This window comes from Deltaproteobacteria bacterium, assembly GCA_019912665.1.
Lineage (GTDB): Bacteria > Desulfobacterota > GWC2-55-46 > GWC2-55-46 > GWC2-55-46 > UBA5799.
On sequence record JAIOIE010000006.1, the window covers coordinates 1 to 21,569 of the forward strand.

Sequence of the window (21,569 nt, forward strand, 5' to 3'; positions counted from 1 at the left end):
GGGCAGGGCCCGGAAGCAGGTGGTAAACAGGCCGGTTCCCCCGTTGAAGCGGTATCGGACGAGGCCGAGCTGATTTCCTGGCCCGAGGAGGAGATAGCGGTCACCGTCGAGGGCCTTGAAGAGGCAAAAGTCAATGAGGCCGAGATCGAGGCTGATGCCGCCATAGAGCCAGTCCCTTCATCCGTGGAAGAGACTCCGGATGAGCCGCCTGCTCCGGTTCGCGCGGATGATATGCCGTCGCCCGCCGCGGGCATCGAGGCCGGGCCTGGCGAGGTTGAAATTGATATCGAAGACCTCCTTAAAGGAGAGCTGCCAGCTGCAGCATCCGAGGGGATACTTTCCGAGGCCGGTCCTGGAATTCCTTCCGAAATCGAGATTGAAATCGAAGCTGCACAGCAGGAAGAGGCCGTGGCGCCTACTTCCGAAGCCGATTCAGAGCCGGAGGAAACGCTTTCTTCCGGCGGGCCGTTTGAAGCCGGGTCCGGGGAAGAGGAAATTGAAATAGATGTAATGTCCGAGGAAGGGGTTGAGGAGGCGGTTTCCGGGGAAGCTGCTATTAACGAAGCCCCGAGCGCTTCGGAGGAGCCCCCTCAGGAGGTCCTGCCGGAGACTGTAATCGAGGCCGAAGCCCTAGGCAATGATGCTGTCGAGGCGGCCGGCGAAGTACCCCCGGTCACAGTGGAAGCGCTTACGCCGGTTGAGGCAAACGAGGAATATGCCGAGCCCGCGCCAGACGAAGCAGGTCCCCAGGCCGCCGAAGCGCCGGAGCCGGAGGTCATTGACGAAGAACCTGGCGAGGCCGCGCCCCCGCACGAGGACGACGGGGCCCAGGCTGCAGGCCTTCCCCGGCCGGAAGAGCAGGCGTTCAGCGATTTCGAGGAGTCGCAGGAGGACATCTCCTCCGCCATCAAGGAGCTCATGGAGAAGATCGAGCCCGAGGCGGGGGATGCGGCGGCAAAGAAAGAAGACTACGTCGACCTTTCCGCAGAGCTCGGCATGGAAGAGGCGCTTACGGACCTTGCCGGCTCATGGGGGAGCGAGGAAAAGAAGGACACCTTCGACGAGTTCAAGAGCGGCATAGGCAACCAGCTCAGCAAGGAAGACTCCGAGACGCACTACAACCTCGGCATAGCCTACATGGAGATGGAGCTCTTCTTCGAGGCCTCGAAGGAGTTCAAGATAGCGCTTAAGGACCCGCGCCTCGAATTCAACTGCTATACGAGGCTCGGCCTCTGCGCGATGGCGCTTAGCGAGCCGCAGGAGGCAGTGACATATTATCTTAAAGGCATCAAGGTCGAAGGCCGCTCCATAGAGGAACGGATAGGCATGATGTACGAGCTTGGGTTGGCTTACGAGGCTGCCGGCGAGACCGAAGAGGCCGAGGAGCTCTTCAAGGGCATACACGAGCTCGCGCCATCCTTCAGGGAGGTAGCCGACAAGGTCAAGACCAACATGCAGGCGCGTTCGAGCCCGCCGCCCTTCATGCCGCTCGAAGACGGGCTCCTGGAAGTGGAGCTCCTGTGAGCGGAAACGAAGAAATGGAAGGGACGGGCCGAAGCGATTCGGCCCGTTCGTTTTTAAGGCACTTCGAAGGCCTCGCCTCGCTAGCGAACGACAGGGTAGTGAAAGGGGTCTTCTCGGCAGCCGAGGCCCGGGTCTGGCTCGTGGGAGGCGTGCTCCGGAACCTTGCGCTTTCAGCCCCGGCCGCGCCCGATTATGATTTTGCCGTCATGGGCGATACAGCCGCGTTCGCAAAGAAAGCGGCGTCGAGCTTCGGGGGCACCCCCTTTGCCCTCGACGAGGAGGCGGGCGCGTACAGGGTGGTCGTCAAGGGCGACGGCGCGGCCACACTCGATTTCACGCCCCTCTCACCAGGCGGAATAGAGGAGGACCTCGCGAAGAGGGACTTCACAGTGAACGCGATGGCAGTCGATCTCCGTAGCCTCTTCGAGGGAAATGGCAAGCTCATGGACCCCTTCGGCGGGCTTGACGACGCAAGGGCCGGGGTATTGAAGGCGGTCTCAGCCGGGGCCTTCGATAGCGACCCTCTTAGGATGCTCAGGGCAGTGCGCCTTTCAAGCCAGTACGGTCTCCGCGTTGAGGACGGTACCTATTACCTCATAAGGGAAAAGGCCGGGCTTATTGAAAGGTCTTCTCCGGAAAGGATAAGGGACGAGTTCAAGGCGCTTTTCGCAAACAGCGGGACCGCAAACGGGATAAGCCTCCTCTACGATACGGGGCTGGTAAATACGATAATCCCTGAGATAAGCGGCTGGCCTGACGTGGACGGGTATGACCTCCTTTCCCATTCCCTTGCGGCTTTAAGAGAGGCTGAGAGTATCCTCGCGAAAATGACAGAGGAGGCGTTCCCCGGCTTCTCCGAAAGGCTTAGGGAATATTTTTCCGGGCGCGAAGGGGAGCTGCCAAACCATGCGATCCTCAGGCTCGCGGCTTTTTTTCACGATACCGGAAAGCCGCTGGCCCTGTCCAGGGAGGAGGGGAGGCTCCGCTTCATCGGGCACGATACCAGAGGCGCTGAGGCGGTAAAGGGCCTTTTGGAAAGGCTCAGGTTCAGCAGGAAAACCTCCAACGTCGTTTCTTCCTTTGTGGCGAACCACCACAGGGTATTCATGCTAGCCGGCCTCAAGGAGCGGAGCTACCGCGCAAAGGGGCACTTCTTCAGGGCTTCGGGCGACTCAGGCGGCCTGCTTCTGCTTTGCCTCGCCCTTGCGGACGCGCGGGCCACGAGGGGCGGCGAGGACCCGGAACTCTTTTCCGTGGTCATGGAAATGCTGGACTTCTATTTTGGGCCGTACTCCAGGAAAAAACCGAAGCCCCTCCTTACGGGGGACGAGATAATGGAGGCCTTCGGGGTCGAGGAGGGGCCGATAGTGGGGGAGGTTATCCGCGAGCTTAACGAAGGGGTCGAGAAGGGGGAGATAAGGAACAGGAAAGAGGCGTTGAAGCACATAAGGGATTGGCTCAAGCGCAAGCCCCATTAATGTTGACAACGGTGCACTGTTGGGGTTTACTGTATTTCCGTAATAACGAGACCGGAGGGGATTATGAGACGCTTTCTTTTGGTTTCACTTGTCATAATGATCATGGCGGCCTTGCCTGCCTTGATAAACGCAAAGGAAGGAGCAGGTAAGAGGATGGGAGAGGCAAAAGAGAAAAGGGCCGTAATCGAGACCACGTACGGCGATATGGAGTTGAGGTTTTTCCCGGAAGTCGCGCCAGGGCACGTTGAGAACTTCCTCAAGCTCGCCGGGGAGGGTTTTTATGACGGCACGATATTTCACAGGGTGATACCAGGCTTCATGATCCAGGGCGGCGACCCCAACACCAAGGGGGCCGACAAGAGCACCTACGGCACGGGCGGGCCGGGCTGGCACGTCAAAGCCGAGTTCAACGACAGGCCCCACAAGAGGGGCGTATTGTCCATGGCAAGGGCCCAGCACCCGGACAGCGCCGGCTCCCAGTTCTTCATAGTGGTCAAGGACTCGAACTTCCTCGACGGGCAGTATACGGTTTTCGGCGAGGTCACGAAGGGCATGGAGGTCGCGGACAAGATAGTGAACCTTCCGAGGAACCCCAGGGACCTCCCGAACGAGAGGGTCGAGATGAAGGTGAGGGTGGTTGAGTAGGGTTTTCCTGAACTGGATAGAGTCGGTGAGAAGAAAAGGCCCCTTACGGGGCCTTTTCTTGTTTTTTACTTTTTCTGTTTTGTCTTCGGCTTCGGCTTCAATTTCCTGAGTTCTTTCTCCGCTATGTCGAAGAGCGCCCTTACTTCCTTCTTCTGCGTCTCGAAAAGGGAAGGCACCTTCACGCCCCTGGGGACCTTCTCCTTAGCCTTGCAGTTCTTCTTAAGGGGCGTATCGATGAAGAGCCTGCCCCTGTGCCACGTGATGGGATAGGTCCTGCATATGGTCGGCACTATCCTCTTCGGCAGCCCCTCGGTGGCCCAGAGATAGAAGAGCGAGCAGCCCTTTGAGCCCCTGAGGTGAAAGGCGCAAAGGTCGTCCTTTTTCCTCACGGCGGTCTCCCTGAACGAGCCGCCGATGTAGTCGTCGTCCTTTTTAAGCTCGGTCGAGAAGCAGTCCTCGACCTTTGCCCCGATGAGGGGCTCGATAAGGGCCCTGTATTTCAGGATGAGCTTGTAGGTCGCGTAGTCAACGTCGCAGCCCCAGCCGCAGCACTCGTCCTTGCAGGCGCACCCGTAGCAACCCTCGTCGAAGAGGCCGTTATGCTCGGCTATCCTGGTGTCAACCTCGGTAATCCGTATCTTCCCTGTCCTTTTTTTCGCCCCGGGCTTTTTGCCCGCGCTCTTTGCCATCTTAAGCCAAGCCTCCGTCGTAGATTAGGTGTTTTTTTGCTGCAAATAAAGGTATGCGGGTTTTCAGGGCAGCTTGTGTATGCTGGCCGCGTCCACTATTATGTTGTTTATTACTCCGTTTACGCCCCAGGTGAACCATGCGTCGTCCTCTGCGGCCTCCCTGCTTTCCGTGCTTGCCGCGACGCCTTCGAGGGTGACGACCCAGTCCCTTGTGAAGACCCTCAGGCTCGAGGCGTCGACGAGCCTGTCTTTTTCGAGTATGAGCCTTATCGCGTCGCTCACTTCATCGTCCGAATCGGCCTCCGCCGGCACGACCTCTATGCTGTTTATGACGTCCGTCGAGCCGGGCACCCACCACGCGAGCGCGCCTGCAAGGCGCTTGTGGCTCAAGGACCAGACCTCGCCCTCGAGGTCCACCACACCCCCGTTCACCTCGGGCTCGATGCGGAGGCCCTTGAGGGCGCTTTCCTCTGAAAGGGCCCTTTCGACATGGTCCCGTATTTCGTCGTCGGACATGTGGACCGAGGGCCGCACCCGGAGCCTGTCTATCACTCCGGAGACGCCTTCGAAGCCCATCGCGAAAAGGAGCGCCCTCTTTTTCTGGGCTATCTTCTCGACTGCTCCTTCAATGAGGACGGAGCCGTTTTCGGTCCTCACCTCGACCGGGTGGATTGCGGGGTCGAGGTGAAGCTCGTTTACGAGAAGAGCCTTTACGGCCTTCGCTATGTCGTTGGGGGTGTTTTCTTTCGGGGTCATTATGCTTTATCAGGCTGCTGAAAAAGCCCTTGAATGAGTCGTCTTCAAAGTTGGATGCTCCGGCGTACAGGGAAAATACGCCTCACTCCTCATTTTTCGGCTCCTTGCACCGTGGGCTTTTTGAGCAGCCTGAGTGAGATTTTGGATTTTTCCTTTTAGTGATCTCCGGTCCGGCTCGCTCGGGCGGTCGCTATAGCCGATGCTAAAGCTAAAATTTAAAATTGCTGTTGAGTATAGCAGAGCAAACCCCCTTTAACAAGCGGTATTTGGGGCATTGCGCGTCCACTGACGCGCAATGCCCCGGTCAGCGGAATGCCATGATTCGGCTCGAAAAAACCTCAATTTTGGCCTTGCAAAGGCCGTTATTGTGTGTTAAATTGTATTTAATTAAAAACCCTCTTACATCTAAAGTGGGCCTTTGCTCACTTTTTTTGTTTGGGAGGAAGTTCTCCCAGGCGTTCCGTATTTTAGCGGCTCGCCGCAAGGGGTCGGAGGCAGGTTGAAGCCGGAAGGCGTCGAGGACAGGATAAGGGAACTCGCCAGGCCTGTTGCGGAGGGCTTCGGCCTTGAGCTCGTGGACGTTTCATACACCTCAGAGTACGGCAGAAGGGTCCTCCGGATATACATAGACAAGCCGGGCGGCATAACGGTCGAGGACTGCGAACGCGTAAGCAGGGAGTTGAGCGCCATCCTCGATGTCGAGGACCCGATACCGCAGAGCTACAACCTCGAGGTCTCATCTCCGGGGCTCGACAGGCCCCTTAAGACAGAAGCGGATTTTTCAAGGTTCAAGGGCAAGAGGGCCAGGATAAAAACAAGGGAGCCCATCGAGGGCAGAAGGAACTTCAAGGCCCTTATAGACGACGCCAGGGACGGCGAGGTGCTCGTAACCGACTTCGACGGCAGGAAGTTCACGATAGCCGTCATTAATATCGAAAAAGCGAGACTGGAAATAGAGATTTGAAAAATTTCAAGATGGAATCCGGAGGATTTTTTAGATGCTAAACTTGGCCAATATAATCGACCAGGTCGGCAAGGACAAGGGGATCGACAAGCACATCCTCATCGAGGCGCTTGAGTCCGCGATGCTCAAGGCCGCCGAAAAGAGGTTCGGCCCGAACAAGGTCATAGAGGCGCACTACCAGGAGGAGATGGGCGAGATAGAGCTCTTCCTCTTCAAGGAAGTGGTCGAGGAAGTTACGGACCCCGACACGCAGATAAGCTTCGAGGACGCCAGGGAGCTCGACCCCGAGGCCGCGCTCGGCGACAGCCTGGGCGTCAAGCTCGACTCCAAGGAGTTCGGCCGCATAGACGCGCAGACCGCGAAGCAGATTATCATACAGAAGGTCCGCGAGGCGGAGAGGAACATAGTCTACAACGAGTACTCGTCCAAGCGCGGCGAGATCGTGACCGGCATAGTCCAGAGGTTCGAGAAGGGCGACATAATCGTGGACCTCGGCAGGGCCGAGGCGCTCCTTTCCAAAAAGGAACAGGTAAGGCGCGAGGGCTACAGGCAGGGCGAGAGGATACGTGGCGTGATACTCGAGGTCAAGGTAGAGGCCAGGGGCCCGCAGATAACCCTCTCGAGGACGCACCCGGCGTTCATAATCAAGCTCTTCCAGATGGAGGTCCCCGAGGTATACGAGGGCATAGTCGAGATAAAGGGCGCGGCCAGGGAGCCGGGAGACAGGGCGAAGATAGCCGTGGTATCGCATAACTCCGACGTCGACCCGGTCGGCGCCTGCGTGGGCGTAAAGGGCTCCAGGGTGCAGGCCGTCGTGCAGGAATTGAAGGGCGAGAAGATAGACATAGTCCACTGGTCCGACGACCCCGCCATATACGTGAAGAACACCCTTTCGCCTGCCCAGATATCGAGGGTAATCGTCGACGACGAGGAGCACGCGATGGAGGTCATAGTCCCGGACGACCAGCTCTCTCTCGCGATCGGGAAGAAAGGGCAGAACGTAAGGCTTGCGGCCAAGCTCACGGGCTGGAAGATAGACATACGGACGGAGAGCGAGTCCAAGGGGATAAAGGAGAAGCTCTCCCCCGAGGAGGCGCTCCGGAAAGAGGTCCAGGCGGCCGGGGAAAGGGAAGACCGCGAGAGGGCGGCCGCCGCAAGCGATATCGGTGAAACGCTTGGCCTCTCCCCCGAACTGGCAACCAAGCTTGCCGCCGCGGGATACGTAAGCGCCGACAGCCTTACCCATGTGACGAGGGAAGAGCTTGAGAAGATAGAGGGGCTTGACGAGGAGGATATCGAGGCGGTGCTCGGCGCCGTCTCCGAGCGCTCCGAGAAGGGTAATGCCTGATAGGACGTGCCTGGGCTGCAGGTCGGTCCTTCAGAAGTCCTCTCTTGTAAGGCTCGCGCTGGACGGGGAGGGGCGGCTAAGGCCTGACCTTCCGGGAAGGCTCGGTGGCAGGGGGGCTTACATATGTCCGGACGAGGCCTGCCTCAAGGCGGCTTTGAAGAAGAACGCGTTTCATAGGGCATTGAGGTCGGTTCCATCCGTCCCGGCCGCCGACGTTTTATGGAATGAGATAAAGGGCGCGGCCGGCGAGACCGGCTAAGGTATAACAGCTTGCTGAAAAACTCCGTTTTTATTCAGGCTGTTCAAAAAGCTCCAGATGCGAGGCGTCGAGGAGCGAGGAATGAGGCGTACTTTCGTGTACGCCGCAGTGACGAGCGACGAAGGCAACGACGCAGATGGACTTTTTCAGCAGCCTTCTAAAACTTAAGAGCATTGCATCCGGAGACCGGATGCAAAAGTCCTGGCAATAATCTTTGGGCGAGGAAAATGACACAAAAAGAAAAAGAAAAAGAGATCCAGCAGGGCGGAGAGGTCGTTGAGAAGCGGATAAAGCCTTCGGTAATAAGAAGGAGGACCGCGCCAAAGCCCGCACCTGCGCCTGAAAAGGCAGCCCCGGAGGCAAAGGCTGAAGAAACGAAGCCGGCGGCAGGCGCGGAAGTGCAGCCTCAGCCTGCAAAGGCGGCCAGGGAACCTGAAGCCGCAGCCCCCGCAGCGGCTGAGGCGGCCACAGCCCCCGCAGCCCCGAAAGCCAAGGACGAGAAAAAGGACGAGAAAAAGGGCAGGCCCGTAAGGGGCAGGGGCAAGGCAGACGAGAAGAAAGAGGCCCCGAGGAAGACGGCCGCTAGAAAGGTCAAGGAAAAATCCGCAGCCGAGATACTCGCCGAGCTAACGGTGGAGGAGGAGCTTGAGAAGGCTGCCCTTACAGGCGCCGCTCCGGAGCCCACGGAAACGGCCGCCCCCGAAGTCCAGGCCGAGGCCGCGCCAGCGCCTTCAGAGGCACCGTCGGCTGCCCAGCCTTCCGTCAAGAAGGAGAAGGTCTTCGAGAAGGAGCCTGAGCTTAAGAAGTTTTTCTCAAGGCGTCCCCAGAAGAAGGACAGGTATCAGAGAGACGCGAAAAAGGCATCGTCCCAGGCCAGGCCCATGAAGAAGACCGAGATAACGGTCCCGAAGGCCGCCAAGAGGGTCATAAGGATAGTCGACGCCATAAGCGTTGCCGACCTTTCGCAGAAGCTTGGCGTAAAGGCGGGCGAGATAATAAAGAAATTGATGGGTCTCGGGATAATGGCCACCGTCAACCAGCTCATTGACCTGGACGCGGTCACGCTCATAGCCCAGGAATACGGCCACGAGGTCGAGAGCACCGCTGTCCTCGAAGAGAACCTCATGGAAGCCGGGGTCGAGGCCCCGGAAGGTGAGCGCATAACCAGGGCCCCCGTAGTGACTGTCATGGGACACGTCGACCACGGCAAGACCTCTCTCCTCGACGCCATCAGGAAGACCAACGTCGTAAGCGGCGAGGCGGGCGGCATAACCCAGCACATAGGCGCATACCACGTGCACCTCGACAAGGGGGACGTTACCTTCCTCGACACGCCGGGCCACGAGGCGTTTACCGCCATGAGGGCCAGGGGAGCGAAGGCTACGGACCTGGTCATCCTGGTCGTCGCGGCGGACGACGGCGTAATGCCCCAGACGGTCGAGGCCATAAACCACGCCAGGGCCGCCGGGGTCCCGATAATAGTCGCCATCAACAAGATAGACCTCCCCCAGGCCGACTCCGGGAAGATAAAGCAGGAGCTTACGGGATACGGCCTCGTCTCCGAGGAATGGGGAGGGGACACCATATTCGTCGAGGTCTCGGCCAAGAAGGGCATAAAGATAAAAGAGCTTCTCGAGATGATACTCCTCCAGGCCGAGGTGCTGGAATTGAAGGCCAGCCCGGACTCCCCGGCAAGGGGCATAGTCGTCGAGGCGAAGCTCGACAAGGGGCGCGGCCCGGTCTCCACGGTCCTTATACAGGACGGCTCGCTTAAAGTAGGGGACGCAATCGTCACCGGCATGCACTACGGCAGGGTAAGGGCCATGATAAACGACTGGGGCAAGCGCGTGGAGAGCGCGGGTCCCTCGATGCCTATCGAAATACTGGGCCTTTCCGGGGTTCCGCTTGCCGGGGATACCTTCGTCGCGGTAAAGGACGAGGCCACTGCCAAGCAGATAGCCGCCATAAGGGAAAGAAAGAGTGTCGAACGGGAGCGGCTTAAGACCGCAAAGGTGAGCCTTACCGACCTCTACGACAAGATAAACAAGGGCGAGGTCAAGGAACTTAACCTCATAATAAAGGCGGACGTCCAGGGCTCGATAGAAGCCGTGAAGGAGACGCTCGGCAAGCTTTCGACCGAGGCCGTCAAGATAAAGGTCATCCACAGCGCCGCTGGCGGCATAAACGAGGGAGACGTCATGCTCGCCGCCGCCTCCAACGCGATAGTCATAGGCTTCAACATCAGGCCGGACGCAAAGGCCCAGGCCCTTGCCGAGCGCGAGAACGTCGACCTCCGCCTTTACGACATCATCTACAACCTCGTTGACGAGATAAAGGCCGCTATGGAGGGCATGCTCTCGCCGGTCGTCAGGGAAGAGGTGCTGGGAAGGGCGGCCATCCGCGATGTCTTCCGCATAACCAAGGTCGGAAACGTCGCCGGATGCTTCATGACCGACGGCAAGGCCGTAAGGGGGGCCAAGGCCAGGCTCGTAAGGGACAACGTCGTCATATACGACGGCAAGCTCTCGTCCCTCAAGCGTTTCAAGGACGACGTGAAAGAGGTCGCCTCCGGGTTCGAGTGCGGCATGACCATAGAAGGCTATAACGATTACAAGGTAGGCGATGTCATAGAACTGTATGTCCTCAAGGAAGAGGCCGCCAAGCTATAGCACTGCTCAATAGCCCAATCTGCGCGGTGTCGTCTTTTAAAATTGGCAACTCCGGCGTACAAGTAAAGTACGCCTCGTTCCTCATTTTTCGACTCCTTGCATCTTGAGCTTTTTGAGCAGCCTGGATGCGTTTTTGAGTTTCAGCAACCTGACAGAGGCATGCCGGGCCTTTTTCGCCGGAACCGGCAAATACACGCGGCCGGAGCGCAATGGTAATCGGGGTATCGAGGGTTACGCTCATTGTGCATGAAAGCCGGTCTCTGAAGGACAAGAGGCAGGCGATCAAGAGCGTGATCGGAAAAGTGAAGAACAGGTTCAACGTCTCCATCGCGGAAGTGGCCGACAACGACTCGTGGCAGAAGGCCACTATCGGGATAGCCGCCGTGGGGAACGACAAGGCCTTCGTCAACTCGGTCCTCGACAAGACGCTTTCCTTCATAGAGGGGCTGCACCTTGCCGAGGTCACTGACTCGACCATCGAGATGATTAATATTTAGAACGGGCATTCCGGTCTACCGGCTTTAATCCCTGTTCCTATATCTTCCAAAGGACACCTGATTTCCATGAGCTACAAGCGTTCCGAACGGGTGGCCGACCTCATAAAAGAGGAGGTCGCCTCCATGGTCCTTTACGGCGAAATAAAGGACCCGAGAATAGGTTTCGTGACCATCACCAAGGTCGAGCTCACGCCGGACCTCAAGGAGGCCAGGATATTCTTTAGCCAGCTCGGCTCACCGGAGGACAGGGAAAAGAGCCGGCAGGGGCTTGAGAGCGCGAGCGGGTACATCCGGAGAAACCTTGCAAAAAAGCTGGATTTGAGGCATATTCCTAAAATCACCTTCCTTTTCGACGAGTCGCTCGAATATTCGGAAAAGATTGAGAGGATGATAAGGGACATGAAAAAGGGAGGGGACCTTTAAGGGGCTACCGTCGAATCATCGGCGCCTTAAGGCCCGCTAAAGACCAGGGACATGGACAAAAGGTTTGACGATTTAAAGCCGGAAATAGAGAAGGCGAAAAAATTTCTGGTGGTATCGCACGTAAGCCCGGAGGGCGACGCGATAGGCTCCCTCCTGGGGCTTGCACTGGCCCTGAGGGCGGGCGGCAAGGAGGCGGTCGCCTATCTCGAGGACCCGGTCCCGGAACTCTTCAAGTTCCTTCCCGGCGCGGATACGATCGTACACAGCCTTGAAGGCGCGGGGCCGTTCGATGTTACCTTTGCGGTGGACTGCGGTCAGAAGGAGAGGCTCGGCAAGGGCTTTGTCGGGCTCAAGCAGCCTGGGAAGGTGATTAATATAGACCACCACGCTACGAACGACTCCTTCGGGGATTTTAACGTGATAGAGCCTGGCGCGAGCGCCGCCGGCGAGATGGTCTACGACCTCTGCAAGGCCGTATCCCTCCCGATCACAAAAGAGGTGGCCGTGAACCTGTATGTGGCGATACATACGGACACCGGCTCTTTCCACTATTCCTCGTCCACTCCTGAATCATTCATCAAGGCGGGCGAGCTCGTGAGGCTCGGCGCAGACCCCTGGGAGGTCTCCAAGCGTGTCTACGAGAACCACCCGGCAAGGAAATACAAGCTCCTCGGCATGGTGCTCTCAACCCTCGACGTGGTTGACCTTAACGGGAGCGGGCACGCCAAGGCCGCAATCCTCGTCGTCACCCAGGAGATGTTCAGGAAGTCGGGGGCGGAGAAGGACCTTGCCGACGGGTTCGTCAATTACGCGAGGGGCATAGAGGGCGTCGAGGCCGGGGTGCTCTTCAGGGAGGCAGGAGAGCTCGAGTACAAGGTGAGCCTCCGCTCCAAGGGCGGGCTTGACGTTTCGGCGGTCGCCATGCAGTTCGGAGGCGGCGGCCACAGGAACGCCGCCGGGTTCATGCTGAAGGGAAGCCTCGAGGCCGTGAAGGCCAGGGTCATAGAGGCCCTTAGAGGCGAATTCGGCAGGGTATGACACGCAGGCCTGGCGGACGCGGTTGCATATAAAGGCGTGAAGGTGCTTTCTGCAGGGTATAACGGCGTCCTGGTAATAGATAAGCCCCAGGGCTGGACCTCGCATGACGTCGTTCAGCACGTAAAAAGGAAGCTCAAGGCAAGGAAAGTGGGGCACCTGGGCACACTGGACCCCATCGCGACCGGCGTGCTGGTGCTGGTCCTGGACTCCGCGACAAAATACGCGGCGAGCCTTGGCGCGGGCTCGAAGGAATATCTGGCTGCCTGCAAGCTCGGCGAGGAGACTGACACCTACGACAGCGAAGGCAGTGTTGTAAGGGCGCCGGGTGTCGCGGGCCTTACTGGCGAGGAAATCAAAAAGGCTATAGGGGGCTTCAGGGGCCGCATAAGCCAGGTCCCGCCCATGTACTCGGCCATAAAGAGCAAGGGCACTCCCCTTTACAAGCTCGCGAGAAAGGGTGTTACTGTCGAGAGGGAGGCCCGTGAGGTAACGGTCCACGAGCTTGAGGTCACGGCCTTGGACCTCCCCGTTCTGGAATTCAGGGCCGTCTGCTCCGGCGGGACCTATGTGAGGTCCATATGCCACGACCTGGGCGAAAGGCTCGGTTGCGGGGCGCACCTTCAGGCCCTCCGGAGGACCAGATCGGGGGCTTTCCGCATAGACGAGGCGGCGCACCCGAAGATTGCGGCCGAGGAGCTGGCGAAGAGGATAATACCGCTCGATGAGGCACTGAAGAGGGCCGAGGCCGAGGCCGGGCCTCATGGCCCTGAAGTATAGATTTTGCTTTTCTTATTTGAAGAGAGGTGTTACTATCGATTTGCCCTACGCCGCACGCGGGCCGGGCTTTCCGGAAAAACGCGGCACGGCTTAAAGAGGATGACCCCTTTGAATTGCCGGAATGCTCTCATGCTTTCAGCCCCTGAGAGTCAGTTCATACCCATTCAGTCATGAGAGAAAGGAGGTAGTAAATAGTTCAGATGCTGGCTACCGAAAAGAAACAGGAGATCATAACGTCCTTCAAGACGCACGAGAAGGACACGGGCTCGCCCGAGGTGCAGATAGCGCTCTTAAGCGAGAGGATAAACAGCCTGAGCTCGCATTTCAAGACGCACAAGGCTGACCACCATTCGAGGAGGGGCCTCCTCAAGATGGTCGGTCAGAGGAGGCGTCTTCTTGATTACGTCAAGAAGAAGGACATCGAGCGCTACAAGGGCATAATCGAAAAGCTCGGTCTCAGGAGATAAAGGACGGTTGGGGGCGGCGCGTTCCGCTTCTACTGCCTGGCGGCCCGAAGGCCGCCGCGAATTCCGCGCAATGGGCCCTCGGAAGAGGGCTTCCTGAAAGCAAGGGCGCAGGGCGCATTTGCGCTTTGGGCCCTGTAGTATTTTGTCCACAAAACTTAGGAGAATGGAAGCAGAATGAGTAAATACGAAACCACATACGCCGGCAGGCCGCTCACAATAGAGACTGGCAGGATGGCCAGGCAGGCGCACGGCTCTTGCACCGTGAGATACGGCGATACGGTCGTGCTGGTCACGGCTTGCAGGAACGACGCCCCGGCAGCGGGTGTCGACTTCATGCCGCTCACGGTCAACTACATGGAGATGACATATGCCGCCGGCAAGATACCCGGCGGCTTTTTCAAAAGGGAAGGAAGGCCGAGCGAGAAAGAGGTGCTGGGCTCAAGGCTCATAGACAGGCCGCTGCGCCCCCTTTTCCCTGAGGGATATTATAACGAGACGCAGATAATAGCCACGGTGCTTTCGGTCGAGCAGGAGAACGAGCCTGAGATCGCCGCCATGATAGGCGCGTCAGCGGCCCTCGGCATCTCGGATATCCCCTTCGGCGGCCCCATAGCCGGCATCCGCGTGGGCTACATAAACGGCGAGCTCGTCGCGAACCCGTCCCTTAAGCAGCAGAAGGAGAGCCAGATAGACCTCCTTGTCGCAGGGACCGACGGCTCGATAATAATGGTCGAGGCAGGGGCGAAGTTCGCCTCCGAGGACCTCCTCGTAAAGGCCCTCGCCTTTGCCCAGAGCGAGATGCGGGGCGTGATAGATCTCCAGAAGCGGATGGCATCGGAATTAGGAAAGCCCAAGCTGGCAGTCAAGCCCGCCGGCGCGGACCCCGAGCTCGAAGCGAAGGTAAAGGAGCTTGCCGCCGGTAGGCTCAAGGAGGCCCTCCGCATACCCGTAAAGCAGGAGAGGTACGCCGCCGCAGGGGCCATAAAGGACGAGACCAAGGCGGCTCTCGCCGAGGCCTTCCCCGGCCGGGAGAAGGAGATAGATTCCATCTACGGGGATTTGAAATACTACCTCATGAGGGAGATGGTCGTAAGCGAGGGGAAAAGGGTCGACGGCAGGGGGTCCAGGGACATAAGGCCCATAACCTGCGAGGTCGGTCTCCTTCCGAGGACCCACGGCTCGGCCCTTTTCACCAGGGGAGAGACACAGGCAATGGTCGTCACCACCCTCGGCACCTCGGAGGACGAGCAGAAGATAGACGCCCTCTCCGGGTGGGAGTACAAGACCTTCATGCTCCACTATAACTTTCCGCCCTTCAGCGTCGGCGAGGTCAAGATACTCCGCGGCCCCGGAAGGCGCGAAATAGGCCACGGCGCGCTTGCCGAAAGGGCCGTTAACAAGATACTCCCGCAGGAGGGCTTCCCCTACACCATAAGGGTCGTCTCCGACATACTCGAATCGAACGGCTCGTCGTCGATGGCGACGGTCTGCGGCGCATCCCTTTCGCTTATGGACGCCGGCGTCCCGACACTCGGGCACGTTGCGGGCATAGCGATGGGCCTTATAAAGGAAGGCGATAAGGTCGTGATACTCTCCGACATACTCGGGGACGAGGACCACCTGGGAGATATGGATTTCAAGGTCGCGGGGACCGCGGAGGGCGTAACGGCACTCCAGATGGACATCAAGATAGGCGGCGTCACGGCCGAGATCCTGAAAGACGCGCTCGAACAGGCCCGCGAGGGAAGGCTCCACATACTCGGTAAGATGAGGGAAGCCATCGAGACGCCGAGGGCCGAGCTATCCGCCTACGCGCCGAGGATAACGACCATATACGTCAAGCAGGAGAGGATCAAGGACGTCATCGGGCCCGGCGGCAAGAACATCAAGGGCATCATACTCGAAACGGGCGTGAAGATCGACATAGACGACACTGGCAAGGTGAACATCGCCTCCGTGGACGGCGCGGCAGCCGAGAGGGCCATAGCCATGGTCAAGGGGCTTACGCAGGACGCCGAGATAGGCAAGGTCTACATGGGCAAGGTCAAGAAGGTGATGGACTTCGGCGCGTTTGTCGAGATATTCCCCGGGACCGAAGGCCTCGTCCACATCTCGCAGCTCGCCCATGAGCGCGTAAAGAACGTAAGGGACATCGTCAAGGAAGGCGACGAGGTCCTCGTCAAGGTCATAGACATCGACAGGGACGGGAAGATACGGCTTTCGAGGAAAGAGGCGCTCGAAGAAACGCTCTAAAAATTGATTTTTCCCCCGGACTCGCGTAGTTACGGGAATAAAATGCTCACATATCATCATATGCTGCGCTTTTTATTCCCGGCCTTCCTGATTGCGGGAAAAATCTCTAATTTTTAGAAGTGGCCTGATTAATCCGGCGCTTTTAAAGAAGGCCAGCCCGGGGCCTGAACGGCCCCGAGAAAAGCAATGTCCATAATAAAGAAGACCCTTCTCGGAAGCGGGATCCCCGTCATCACGGAGGAGATGCCTGACGTTGAGTCGTCATCCATAGGCATCTGGGTGAACACCGGCTCAAGGCACGAGACCCCTGAGATAAACGGGGTCTCGCATCTTATAGAGCACCTCCTTTTCAAAGGCACTGAAAGAAGGACGGCCCTCGACATCTCGATGGAAATCGAGAGCGTCGGGGGCGTTCTGAATGCCTTTACGGGCAGGGAATACACCTGCTTTTATTCCAAGACCCTCAATAAGGACCTCCCCAAGGCGATAGACCTCCTCTCCGACATTTTCATAAACTCGAAGTTCGACCGGAAGGAGATGGAGAAGGAGAAGCTCGTAGTCCTCCAGGAGATCAAGATGGTGGAGGACACGCCCGACGACCTTGTACACGACCTCTTTGCCGAGAGGTTCTGGGACGGGCACCCGCTCGGCTGGTCCATACTCGGTCCTTCAAAGACTATCCAGTCGATGACGAGGTCGAGCGTCCTTAAGTATTTCAGCGCGCAGTACGCCCCGCTAAACGTCTTCATAACGGCCGCCGGGGGTCTCAGCCACAGGAGTGTAGTGCGCCTCCTGAAGCCCTTTTTCGAGGGCCTTGAAAAAGGAGCGCGGTCCTCCGGGCGCACGGCCCCGAAGGCGCTCCCTGGAGTAAAGCTCATTAAAAAAGAGCTCGAGCAGGTGCACATGTGCATAGGCGTGCCCATGCCGCCCCAGCCGCACCCGGACCGGTACAAGGTCTATCTCATTAACACGATGCTCGGCGGCGGCATGAGCTCAAGGCTCTTTCAGGAAGTAAGGGAGAAGAGGGGGCTTGCCTACTCGGTATATTCTTACCTGAACCTCTGCAGGGACGCGGGCGCCCTTACCGCATACGCCGGGACGTCCGCCGATAAGTTCTCCGATGTCGCCGGGCTTGTGCTCCGCGAATTCGAGAGGTTCCCGAAGGACGTGACCGCCTCGGAGCTCAGGAACGCGAAGGAGCAGCTTAAAGGCGGGATGCTCCTGGGCCTTGAGACGAGCGACAGCAGGATGATGAAGCTTGCGAGGGACGAGTTCTACTTCGGGCGGCCGGTGCCGGTAAAGGAAATAGTGAAGGACATTGACTCGGTGTCGCTTTCGAGCCTCAAGAAGTCCGCGGCTGAGCTCCTTTCGCCCGATAGGGTCACGATGGTCGCGATGGGGAAGGTGAGCCCCCGGAGCCTTCCGTCGCAACTCAGGGTCGTAGCCCGCAGGGATTGAATCGCGGGGCCAGATATGGTAATTTATAAACGGATTTTACCATGAGGATACTCGTAGTAGAGGACGAAAAGAAGGTAGCGGCGTTCATAAAGAGGGGGCTTGAGCAGGAGAGCTACGCCGTGGACGTGGTCGAGGACGGCGCCGAGGGGCAGAACTACGCCGAGATGAACGACTATGACGCGATCATCCTCGATATAATGCTCCCCGGCAAAAACGGACTTGAGGTCCTCAAAGACCTGAAGGCCGCCGGCGTGAGCTCGCCGGTCCTCCTCCTTACGGCCCGCGACTCGGTCGAGGACAGGGTAAGGGGCCTTAACGTCGGCGCCGACGACTACCTTACAAAACCCTTCGCATTCGAGGAACTGCTTGCGAGGCTTCGGGTCCTCATGAGAAGGGGCGGGTACGGCGCGCCCGTACTGAAGTTCGCGGACTTAAGCCTCGACCCTGCGACCCGCAAGGCCAAAAGGGGCGGAGTCGAGGTGGAGCTTACGGTTAAGGAATACGCTCTACTTGAATACCTCCTTCGGAACCCGAACAGGGTGCTCACGAGGACCCTTATCGCGGAGCACGTATGGGACCAGTCCTTTGACAGCGAAACGAACGTCGTGGACGTCTACATAAATCATCTCAGGAGCAAGGTAGACAAGGATTTCCCGCAGAAGCTCATCCACACCGTAAGGGGTGTTGGCTACGTCCTGAAGACCGAAGAATAGCCAGGCTTCTCCTTCGCATTCCCCGCTTTGCCCTTCTTGACTTCATCTTTTAGTGTCTTATAGTTAAGTTAAGGCTACGCGATTCATCAGCTTAGCGCGTTTTTGCGACCGCGCCCTATTGCTGTCGGACCGTTTCGGCAAGGCGCTTAATTATAAGCCCGGGTTTCATCGGTTTTACGGGAGGATGGATATGGAAAGGCATTGCAGCATAAACGAGGCGAGGCCTGAAGACCTCACGCATATAAAGGGCATCGGCATAGAGACCGCCAGGAATATAATCGAGTACAGGAACAGGCATGGCGGCATAAACGACTGGGAGGAGCTCCGGGGGGTCCCGGGCGTGACCGACAGGACCATCGAGGAGATGCGTAGCGACGGGTGCACGCTCGGTCGCTATGGCCGAGAAAGGGAGGGGTTCCTTAGAAGGCTCCTGAAGACCTTCGGCCGCCATTGAATCCGGACCGCCAAGGGTGTTTCAAATCGTGCCGCTTCAGTCTTTGTGCAGAGACCTCGGCTCAGACTCGGATTTTATTTTTTGTGCCTGGGTCGGTCTTGCCTTCCTCGTTTTCCCTATTGAATCGGGTACCTCTTAACTCCCTCTTTTTTTGAATTTTTCCCGATTAGTAGTATAATGAAACGAGCGCCAGGAATCTATCCCGGCGCGCCTGGGGCAGTGTAATGCTCTCGAACCTTGTAAAAAACGGGCTTGGCAGGATTGTCGGAGAGGCGAACTGCTCTTTTTCCAAAGAGGAACTCCTCTGTTATTCCTACGATGCCACAAATACGCTCCACCAGCCTGATGCCGTCGTATTCCCGTCAGGGCCGGAAGAGGTCTCGCTCATCCTCAAGATGGCCAACTCCGAGGGATTCCCGGTAATACCAAGGGGCGCGGGCACCGGTTTCTCCGGCGGAAGCCTCCCTGTCGAAGGGGGCGTTGTCATCTCCTTCGAGCGGATGAGGAAGATATTGGAGATAGACACGGAAAACCTCGTGGCAGTCGTCGAGCCCGGGGTCGTCACATGGGACCTGCAGCAGGAGGCCGAAAAGCTCGGCCTCTTCTACCCGCCAGACCCCTCAAGCCTCAAGTTCTCGACCATAGGCGGCAATATCGCCGAGTGCGCCGGCGGGCCGAGGGCCGTCAAATACGGCGTGACCAGGGATTATGTCCTGGGGCTCGAAGCCGTGCTCCCGACCGGAGAGATAATTAATACAGGCGTAAGGACCGCCAAGGGCGTTGTCGGCTACGACCTTACCAGGCTCCTCGTAGGCTCGGAAGGGACGCTCGGCGTCATTACAAAGGCCATCCTGAAACTCCTGCCCCTCCCTGAGGCTACTATCACCATGCTAAGCCTTTTCCCGGACTTGAGGGATGCCGCAAGGGCCACCTCGGCCATAATAAATGCCAGGATAATCCCTTCAACTCTCGAGATAATGGACAGTGTTTCCATCAAGTGCGTGGAAGGGTTTGCGAAGACCGGCCTTCCGGAGGCGGAGTCGCTGCTCCTTATTGAGGTGGACGGCAGTAAATCGGCTGTCGAGGCCGAAACCGAAGCCGTCCGAAGGGTCTGTCTTGGGAGCGGGGCAACCGAATTCAGGACAGCCTCGGATAAAAACGAGGTAAAGGACCTCTGGAAGGCCCGGAGGGCCGTATCCGCCGCCCTCTACAAGGCCCGTCCCAACAAGATAAACGAAGACATAGTGGTCCCGAGGTCGAGGATACCGGAGCTCGTGGACGGGCTCCGTGGCATATCCGAAAAATACGATGTCCTCATAGCGAGCTTCGGACACGCCGGGGACGGGAACATCCACGTCAATATCATGCACGACAAGAAGACACAGGCCGAAGCGGCCCTGTCCGCAGCAGAGGACGTCTTCAGGCTAGCGATAAGACTCGGCGGGACCATCTCCGGCGAGCACGGAGTGGGTGTGGCGAAGGCCCGCTACCTTGACATGGAGCTTAAGCCTGAAGCGATCGCGGCAATGAGAAAGATAAAAGAGGCCTTTGATCCGAAAGGGGTCTTAAACCCCGGCAAAATATTCCCCGGCCCTCGAAACTCGATGAGTGAGGCAACCGGATCCGGATTTGCCAACAGGACTTGAAGCGCCACAGCGTTCCGGACCTATAAGATGAAGCCGTTAAACTTACTCAAGCACGAAATAGACAAATGCGTCCGCTGTGGCACTTGCAGGTCTACCTGCCCGACCACAAAGGTGCTCGGGGTCGAGACCGCCTCCCCAAGGGGGCGTATCTCGCTTGTGTCCGCTTACTCCAAAGGGGAGATAGGCCTTTCCGAGACTTATTTGAAGCACCTTAAGGAATGCACGCTATGCGGTGCGTGCCGCACCAACTGCCCCAATAATGTCGATACCGTCTCAATCTTCGCGGCGGCAAGGGCCGAAGCCGTGGAGAAGCAGGGCGTGCCTTTGACCGCCTCGCTCGCCTTCAGGGGCCTCAAGGACTCAGGCGGCATCGTCGGCATGGGGCTTAAGCTTGCGAGCAGGCTCCAGGGGCTTCTCTTCAAGGACGCCTCAGCCGGATCCGGCCTCGTATCTCGGTTCTCATTGCCACTCGTCGGAAACGGCAGGCTCGTGCCGCCCCTTGCGAAGACTTTCTTCCTCGACCTCCCTGAGGTGAAGGCGCTTTCGGGTGCCGGGGAGGGTAATAAGCCCAGGGTCGCCTTTTACGCAGGCTGCGGCATCAATTACCTCATGCCGTGGGTCGGGACAAAGTCCATAGAACTCATAAAGAGGGCAGGGGCCGGTGTAGAGGTCCCAGGAGGCCAATCCTGCTGCGGGATGCCCGCATACGCGATGGGCGACCTGGCCGCCGCAAGGGAGATGGCCAGGAAGAATCTCGAAGCGCTGGAATCGTCAAACGCCGACTTCATTGCAACTTCATGCGCGACCTGCGGCCACGGCCTCAAGGCCGTAATGCCGGAGCTCCTCTCCGGCGACCCGGCCCTGAAGCTCAGGGCAGAGAAGGTCTCATCAAGGGTAAGGGACATATCCGAGCTTCTCCTGAATGAGCTGAAGTTCAAAACCGAAGGCAGCGGAAACGGCCCCAGGACCGTCGTTACTTACCACGACCCCTGCCACCTCGGCAGGGCCCAGGGCCTCAGGGAAGAGCCCCGGGAGCTTCTGAAAATGGGCAGCGGCGTAAAGCTCAAGGAGATGAAAAACCCGTGCCTCTGCTGCGGCCTCGGCGGCGGGCTCATGTACGCGAATTACGAGCTATCAATGGAAATAGCCGCGAAAAAGGCCGAGAACATAAAAAAGTCCGGCGCGGACGTCGTCGCTACAGCCTGCCCGGGCTGCATCGTCCAGCTCAAGGACGGCCTCCACAGGGCCGGCATCCAGACCGAAGCCAAACATGTCGTAGAGCTCCTGTAAGACCGCTCAACGGGATCGCTGGAAAGAGCCTTTCCGGGGGAAACCTTTCTGTAGAAAGTTTCCCCCGGACCCCCTTCAAAGACTTCTAGTTCCTGAGAAAAACCCCCGATTGGGGGTTTTCTCAGGAAGAACTAAAAATTTTTGGAGAGAGTCTGAGATGACCTTTTTACAAAAAGGTCATCTCAGAAAGACTTTTTCCGGTGACCCCTGTCGCGCGGTCT

Annotated in this window: 20 protein-coding genes; 18 read left to right on the top strand and 2 right to left on the bottom strand. The window is 58.2% G+C overall.

Annotated features, from left to right (window positions below; genetic code table 11):
* The 3 genes from K8I01_00065 to K8I01_00075 all read left to right on the top strand — a co-directional run.
* On the top strand, nucleotides 1-1,524 hold a 1,524-nt coding region (locus K8I01_00065), incomplete at its 5' end, for a hypothetical protein (protein ID MBZ0218813.1).
* Complete coding sequence (locus K8I01_00070; protein MBZ0218814.1) at nucleotides 1,521-3,002, top strand: HD domain-containing protein; 1,482 nt, start codon at nucleotides 1,521-1,523, stop codon at nucleotides 3,000-3,002. The genes K8I01_00065 and K8I01_00070, both read left to right, overlap by 4 nt.
* A gap of 102 nt (nucleotides 3,003-3,104) precedes the next feature.
* Nucleotides 3,105-3,647 carry a peptidylprolyl isomerase gene (locus K8I01_00075; protein MBZ0218815.1) on the top strand — a complete coding sequence of 181 codons (543 nt, stop codon included), beginning with the start codon at nucleotides 3,105-3,107 and terminating at the stop codon, nucleotides 3,645-3,647.
* Between the two features lie 65 nt (nucleotides 3,648-3,712).
* On the opposite strand, the gene K8I01_00080 is transcribed toward K8I01_00075, so the two are convergent.
* Together K8I01_00080 and K8I01_00085 are read right to left on the bottom strand one after the other, a co-directional pair.
* Nucleotides 3,713-4,336 carry a hypothetical protein gene (locus tag K8I01_00080; GenBank protein MBZ0218816.1) on the bottom strand — a complete coding sequence of 208 codons (624 nt, stop codon included), beginning with the start codon at nucleotides 4,334-4,336 and terminating at the stop codon, nucleotides 3,713-3,715.
* Nucleotides 4,337-4,399: 63 nt separating this feature from the next.
* Nucleotides 4,400-5,092, bottom strand: coding sequence for a BON domain-containing protein (locus tag K8I01_00085; GenBank protein ID MBZ0218817.1), 693 nt, complete (start codon nucleotides 5,090-5,092; stop codon nucleotides 4,400-4,402).
* A gap of 499 nt (nucleotides 5,093-5,591) precedes the next feature.
* On the opposite strand from K8I01_00085, the gene K8I01_00090 reads away from it, so the two are divergent.
* The 15 genes from K8I01_00090 (at nucleotide 5,592) to K8I01_00160 (ending at nucleotide 21,348) form a co-directional block, all read left to right on the top strand.
* Nucleotides 5,592-6,056 carry a ribosome maturation factor RimP gene (locus tag K8I01_00090; GenBank protein ID MBZ0218818.1) on the top strand — a complete coding sequence of 155 codons (465 nt, stop codon included), beginning with the start codon at nucleotides 5,592-5,594 and terminating at the stop codon, nucleotides 6,054-6,056.
* 34 nt (nucleotides 6,057-6,090) lie between these two features.
* A complete protein-coding gene (gene nusA, locus K8I01_00095; protein ID MBZ0218819.1) occupies nucleotides 6,091-7,404 on the top strand; it encodes a transcription termination factor NusA in 1,314 nt (437 codons plus the stop codon).
* Entirely contained in the window at nucleotides 7,397-7,663 is a 267-nt protein-coding gene (locus tag K8I01_00100) for a YlxR family protein (protein MBZ0218820.1), read from the top strand. Before nusA ends, K8I01_00100 begins: the two co-directional genes overlap by 8 nt.
* A 227-nt stretch (nucleotides 7,664-7,890) precedes the next feature.
* Nucleotides 7,891-10,332: a translation initiation factor IF-2 gene (infB, locus tag K8I01_00105; GenBank protein MBZ0218821.1), complete on the top strand. Its 2,442-nt coding sequence runs from the start codon at nucleotides 7,891-7,893 to the stop codon at nucleotides 10,330-10,332.
* 209 nt (nucleotides 10,333-10,541) lie between these two features.
* Complete coding sequence (locus tag K8I01_00110) at nucleotides 10,542-10,829, top strand: DUF503 domain-containing protein (GenBank protein MBZ0218822.1); 288 nt, start codon at nucleotides 10,542-10,544, stop codon at nucleotides 10,827-10,829.
* Nucleotides 10,830-10,895: 66 nt separating this feature from the next.
* On the top strand, nucleotides 10,896-11,252 hold the full coding sequence (gene rbfA / locus K8I01_00115) for a 30S ribosome-binding factor RbfA (GenBank protein ID MBZ0218823.1): 357 nt from the start codon (nucleotides 10,896-10,898) through the stop codon (nucleotides 11,250-11,252).
* Between the two features lie 51 nt (nucleotides 11,253-11,303).
* The gene (locus K8I01_00120; GenBank protein MBZ0218824.1) at nucleotides 11,304-12,290 is read left to right on the top strand and encodes a bifunctional oligoribonuclease/PAP phosphatase NrnA; all 987 of its coding nucleotides are present in this window, start codon (nucleotides 11,304-11,306) and stop codon (nucleotides 12,288-12,290) included.
* A gap of 42 nt (nucleotides 12,291-12,332) precedes the next feature.
* Entirely contained in the window at nucleotides 12,333-13,067 is a 735-nt protein-coding gene (gene truB, locus K8I01_00125; protein MBZ0218825.1) for a tRNA pseudouridine(55) synthase TruB, read from the top strand.
* Between the two features lie 200 nt (nucleotides 13,068-13,267).
* Nucleotides 13,268-13,534, top strand: coding sequence for a 30S ribosomal protein S15 (rpsO, locus tag K8I01_00130; protein ID MBZ0218826.1), 267 nt, complete (start codon nucleotides 13,268-13,270; stop codon nucleotides 13,532-13,534).
* A gap of 174 nt (nucleotides 13,535-13,708) precedes the next feature.
* On the top strand, nucleotides 13,709-15,787 hold the full coding sequence (pnp, locus tag K8I01_00135) for a polyribonucleotide nucleotidyltransferase (protein MBZ0218827.1): 2,079 nt from the start codon (nucleotides 13,709-13,711) through the stop codon (nucleotides 15,785-15,787).
* Nucleotides 15,788-15,979: 192 nt separating this feature from the next.
* On the top strand, nucleotides 15,980-17,245 hold the full coding sequence (locus K8I01_00140; GenBank protein ID MBZ0218828.1) for an insulinase family protein: 1,266 nt from the start codon (nucleotides 15,980-15,982) through the stop codon (nucleotides 17,243-17,245).
* Between the two features lie 41 nt (nucleotides 17,246-17,286).
* The gene (locus K8I01_00145; protein MBZ0218829.1) at nucleotides 17,287-17,958 is read left to right on the top strand and encodes a response regulator transcription factor; all 672 of its coding nucleotides are present in this window, start codon (nucleotides 17,287-17,289) and stop codon (nucleotides 17,956-17,958) included.
* Nucleotides 17,959-18,148: 190 nt separating this feature from the next.
* The gene (locus tag K8I01_00150; protein ID MBZ0218830.1) at nucleotides 18,149-18,412 is read left to right on the top strand and encodes a helix-hairpin-helix domain-containing protein; all 264 of its coding nucleotides are present in this window, start codon (nucleotides 18,149-18,151) and stop codon (nucleotides 18,410-18,412) included.
* A 224-nt stretch (nucleotides 18,413-18,636) separates the two neighbouring features.
* The gene (locus K8I01_00155) at nucleotides 18,637-20,058 is read left to right on the top strand and encodes an FAD-binding protein (protein MBZ0218831.1); all 1,422 of its coding nucleotides are present in this window, start codon (nucleotides 18,637-18,639) and stop codon (nucleotides 20,056-20,058) included.
* Between the two features lie 27 nt (nucleotides 20,059-20,085).
* On the top strand, nucleotides 20,086-21,348 hold the full coding sequence (locus K8I01_00160) for a (Fe-S)-binding protein (GenBank protein MBZ0218832.1): 1,263 nt from the start codon (nucleotides 20,086-20,088) through the stop codon (nucleotides 21,346-21,348).
* The last annotated feature ends 221 nt before the right edge of the window (nucleotides 21,349-21,569 follow it).

Bases quoted from the DNA above. Each gene is read 5' to 3' on its own strand.
- K8I01_00075 (MBZ0218815.1), top strand. From the start codon at position 3,105: ATGGCGGCCTTGCCTGCCTTGATAAACGCAAAGGAAGGAGCAGGTAAG.
- K8I01_00080 (MBZ0218816.1), bottom strand. From the start codon at position 4,336: ATGGCAAAGAGCGCGGGCAAAAAGCCCGGGGCGAAAAAAAGGACAGGG.
- K8I01_00085 (MBZ0218817.1), bottom strand. From the start codon at position 5,092: ATGACCCCGAAAGAAAACACCCCCAACGACATAGCGAAGGCCGTAAAG.
- nusA (MBZ0218819.1), top strand. From the start codon at position 6,091: ATGCTAAACTTGGCCAATATAATCGACCAGGTCGGCAAGGACAAGGGG.
- K8I01_00100 (MBZ0218820.1), top strand. From the start codon at position 7,397: ATGCCTGATAGGACGTGCCTGGGCTGCAGGTCGGTCCTTCAGAAGTCC.
- infB (MBZ0218821.1), top strand. From the start codon at position 7,891: ATGACACAAAAAGAAAAAGAAAAAGAGATCCAGCAGGGCGGAGAGGTC.
- K8I01_00110 (MBZ0218822.1), top strand. From the start codon at position 10,542: ATGGTAATCGGGGTATCGAGGGTTACGCTCATTGTGCATGAAAGCCGG.
- rbfA (MBZ0218823.1), top strand. From the start codon at position 10,896: ATGAGCTACAAGCGTTCCGAACGGGTGGCCGACCTCATAAAAGAGGAG.
- K8I01_00120 (MBZ0218824.1), top strand. From the start codon at position 11,304: ATGGACAAAAGGTTTGACGATTTAAAGCCGGAAATAGAGAAGGCGAAA.
- rpsO (MBZ0218826.1), top strand. From the start codon at position 13,268: ATGCTGGCTACCGAAAAGAAACAGGAGATCATAACGTCCTTCAAGACG.
- pnp (MBZ0218827.1), top strand. From the start codon at position 13,709: ATGAGTAAATACGAAACCACATACGCCGGCAGGCCGCTCACAATAGAG.
- K8I01_00145 (MBZ0218829.1), top strand. From the start codon at position 17,287: ATGAGGATACTCGTAGTAGAGGACGAAAAGAAGGTAGCGGCGTTCATA.
- K8I01_00150 (MBZ0218830.1), top strand. From the start codon at position 18,149: ATGGAAAGGCATTGCAGCATAAACGAGGCGAGGCCTGAAGACCTCACG.
- K8I01_00155 (MBZ0218831.1), top strand. From the start codon at position 18,637: ATGCTCTCGAACCTTGTAAAAAACGGGCTTGGCAGGATTGTCGGAGAG.
- K8I01_00160 (MBZ0218832.1), top strand. From the start codon at position 20,086: ATGAAGCCGTTAAACTTACTCAAGCACGAAATAGACAAATGCGTCCGC.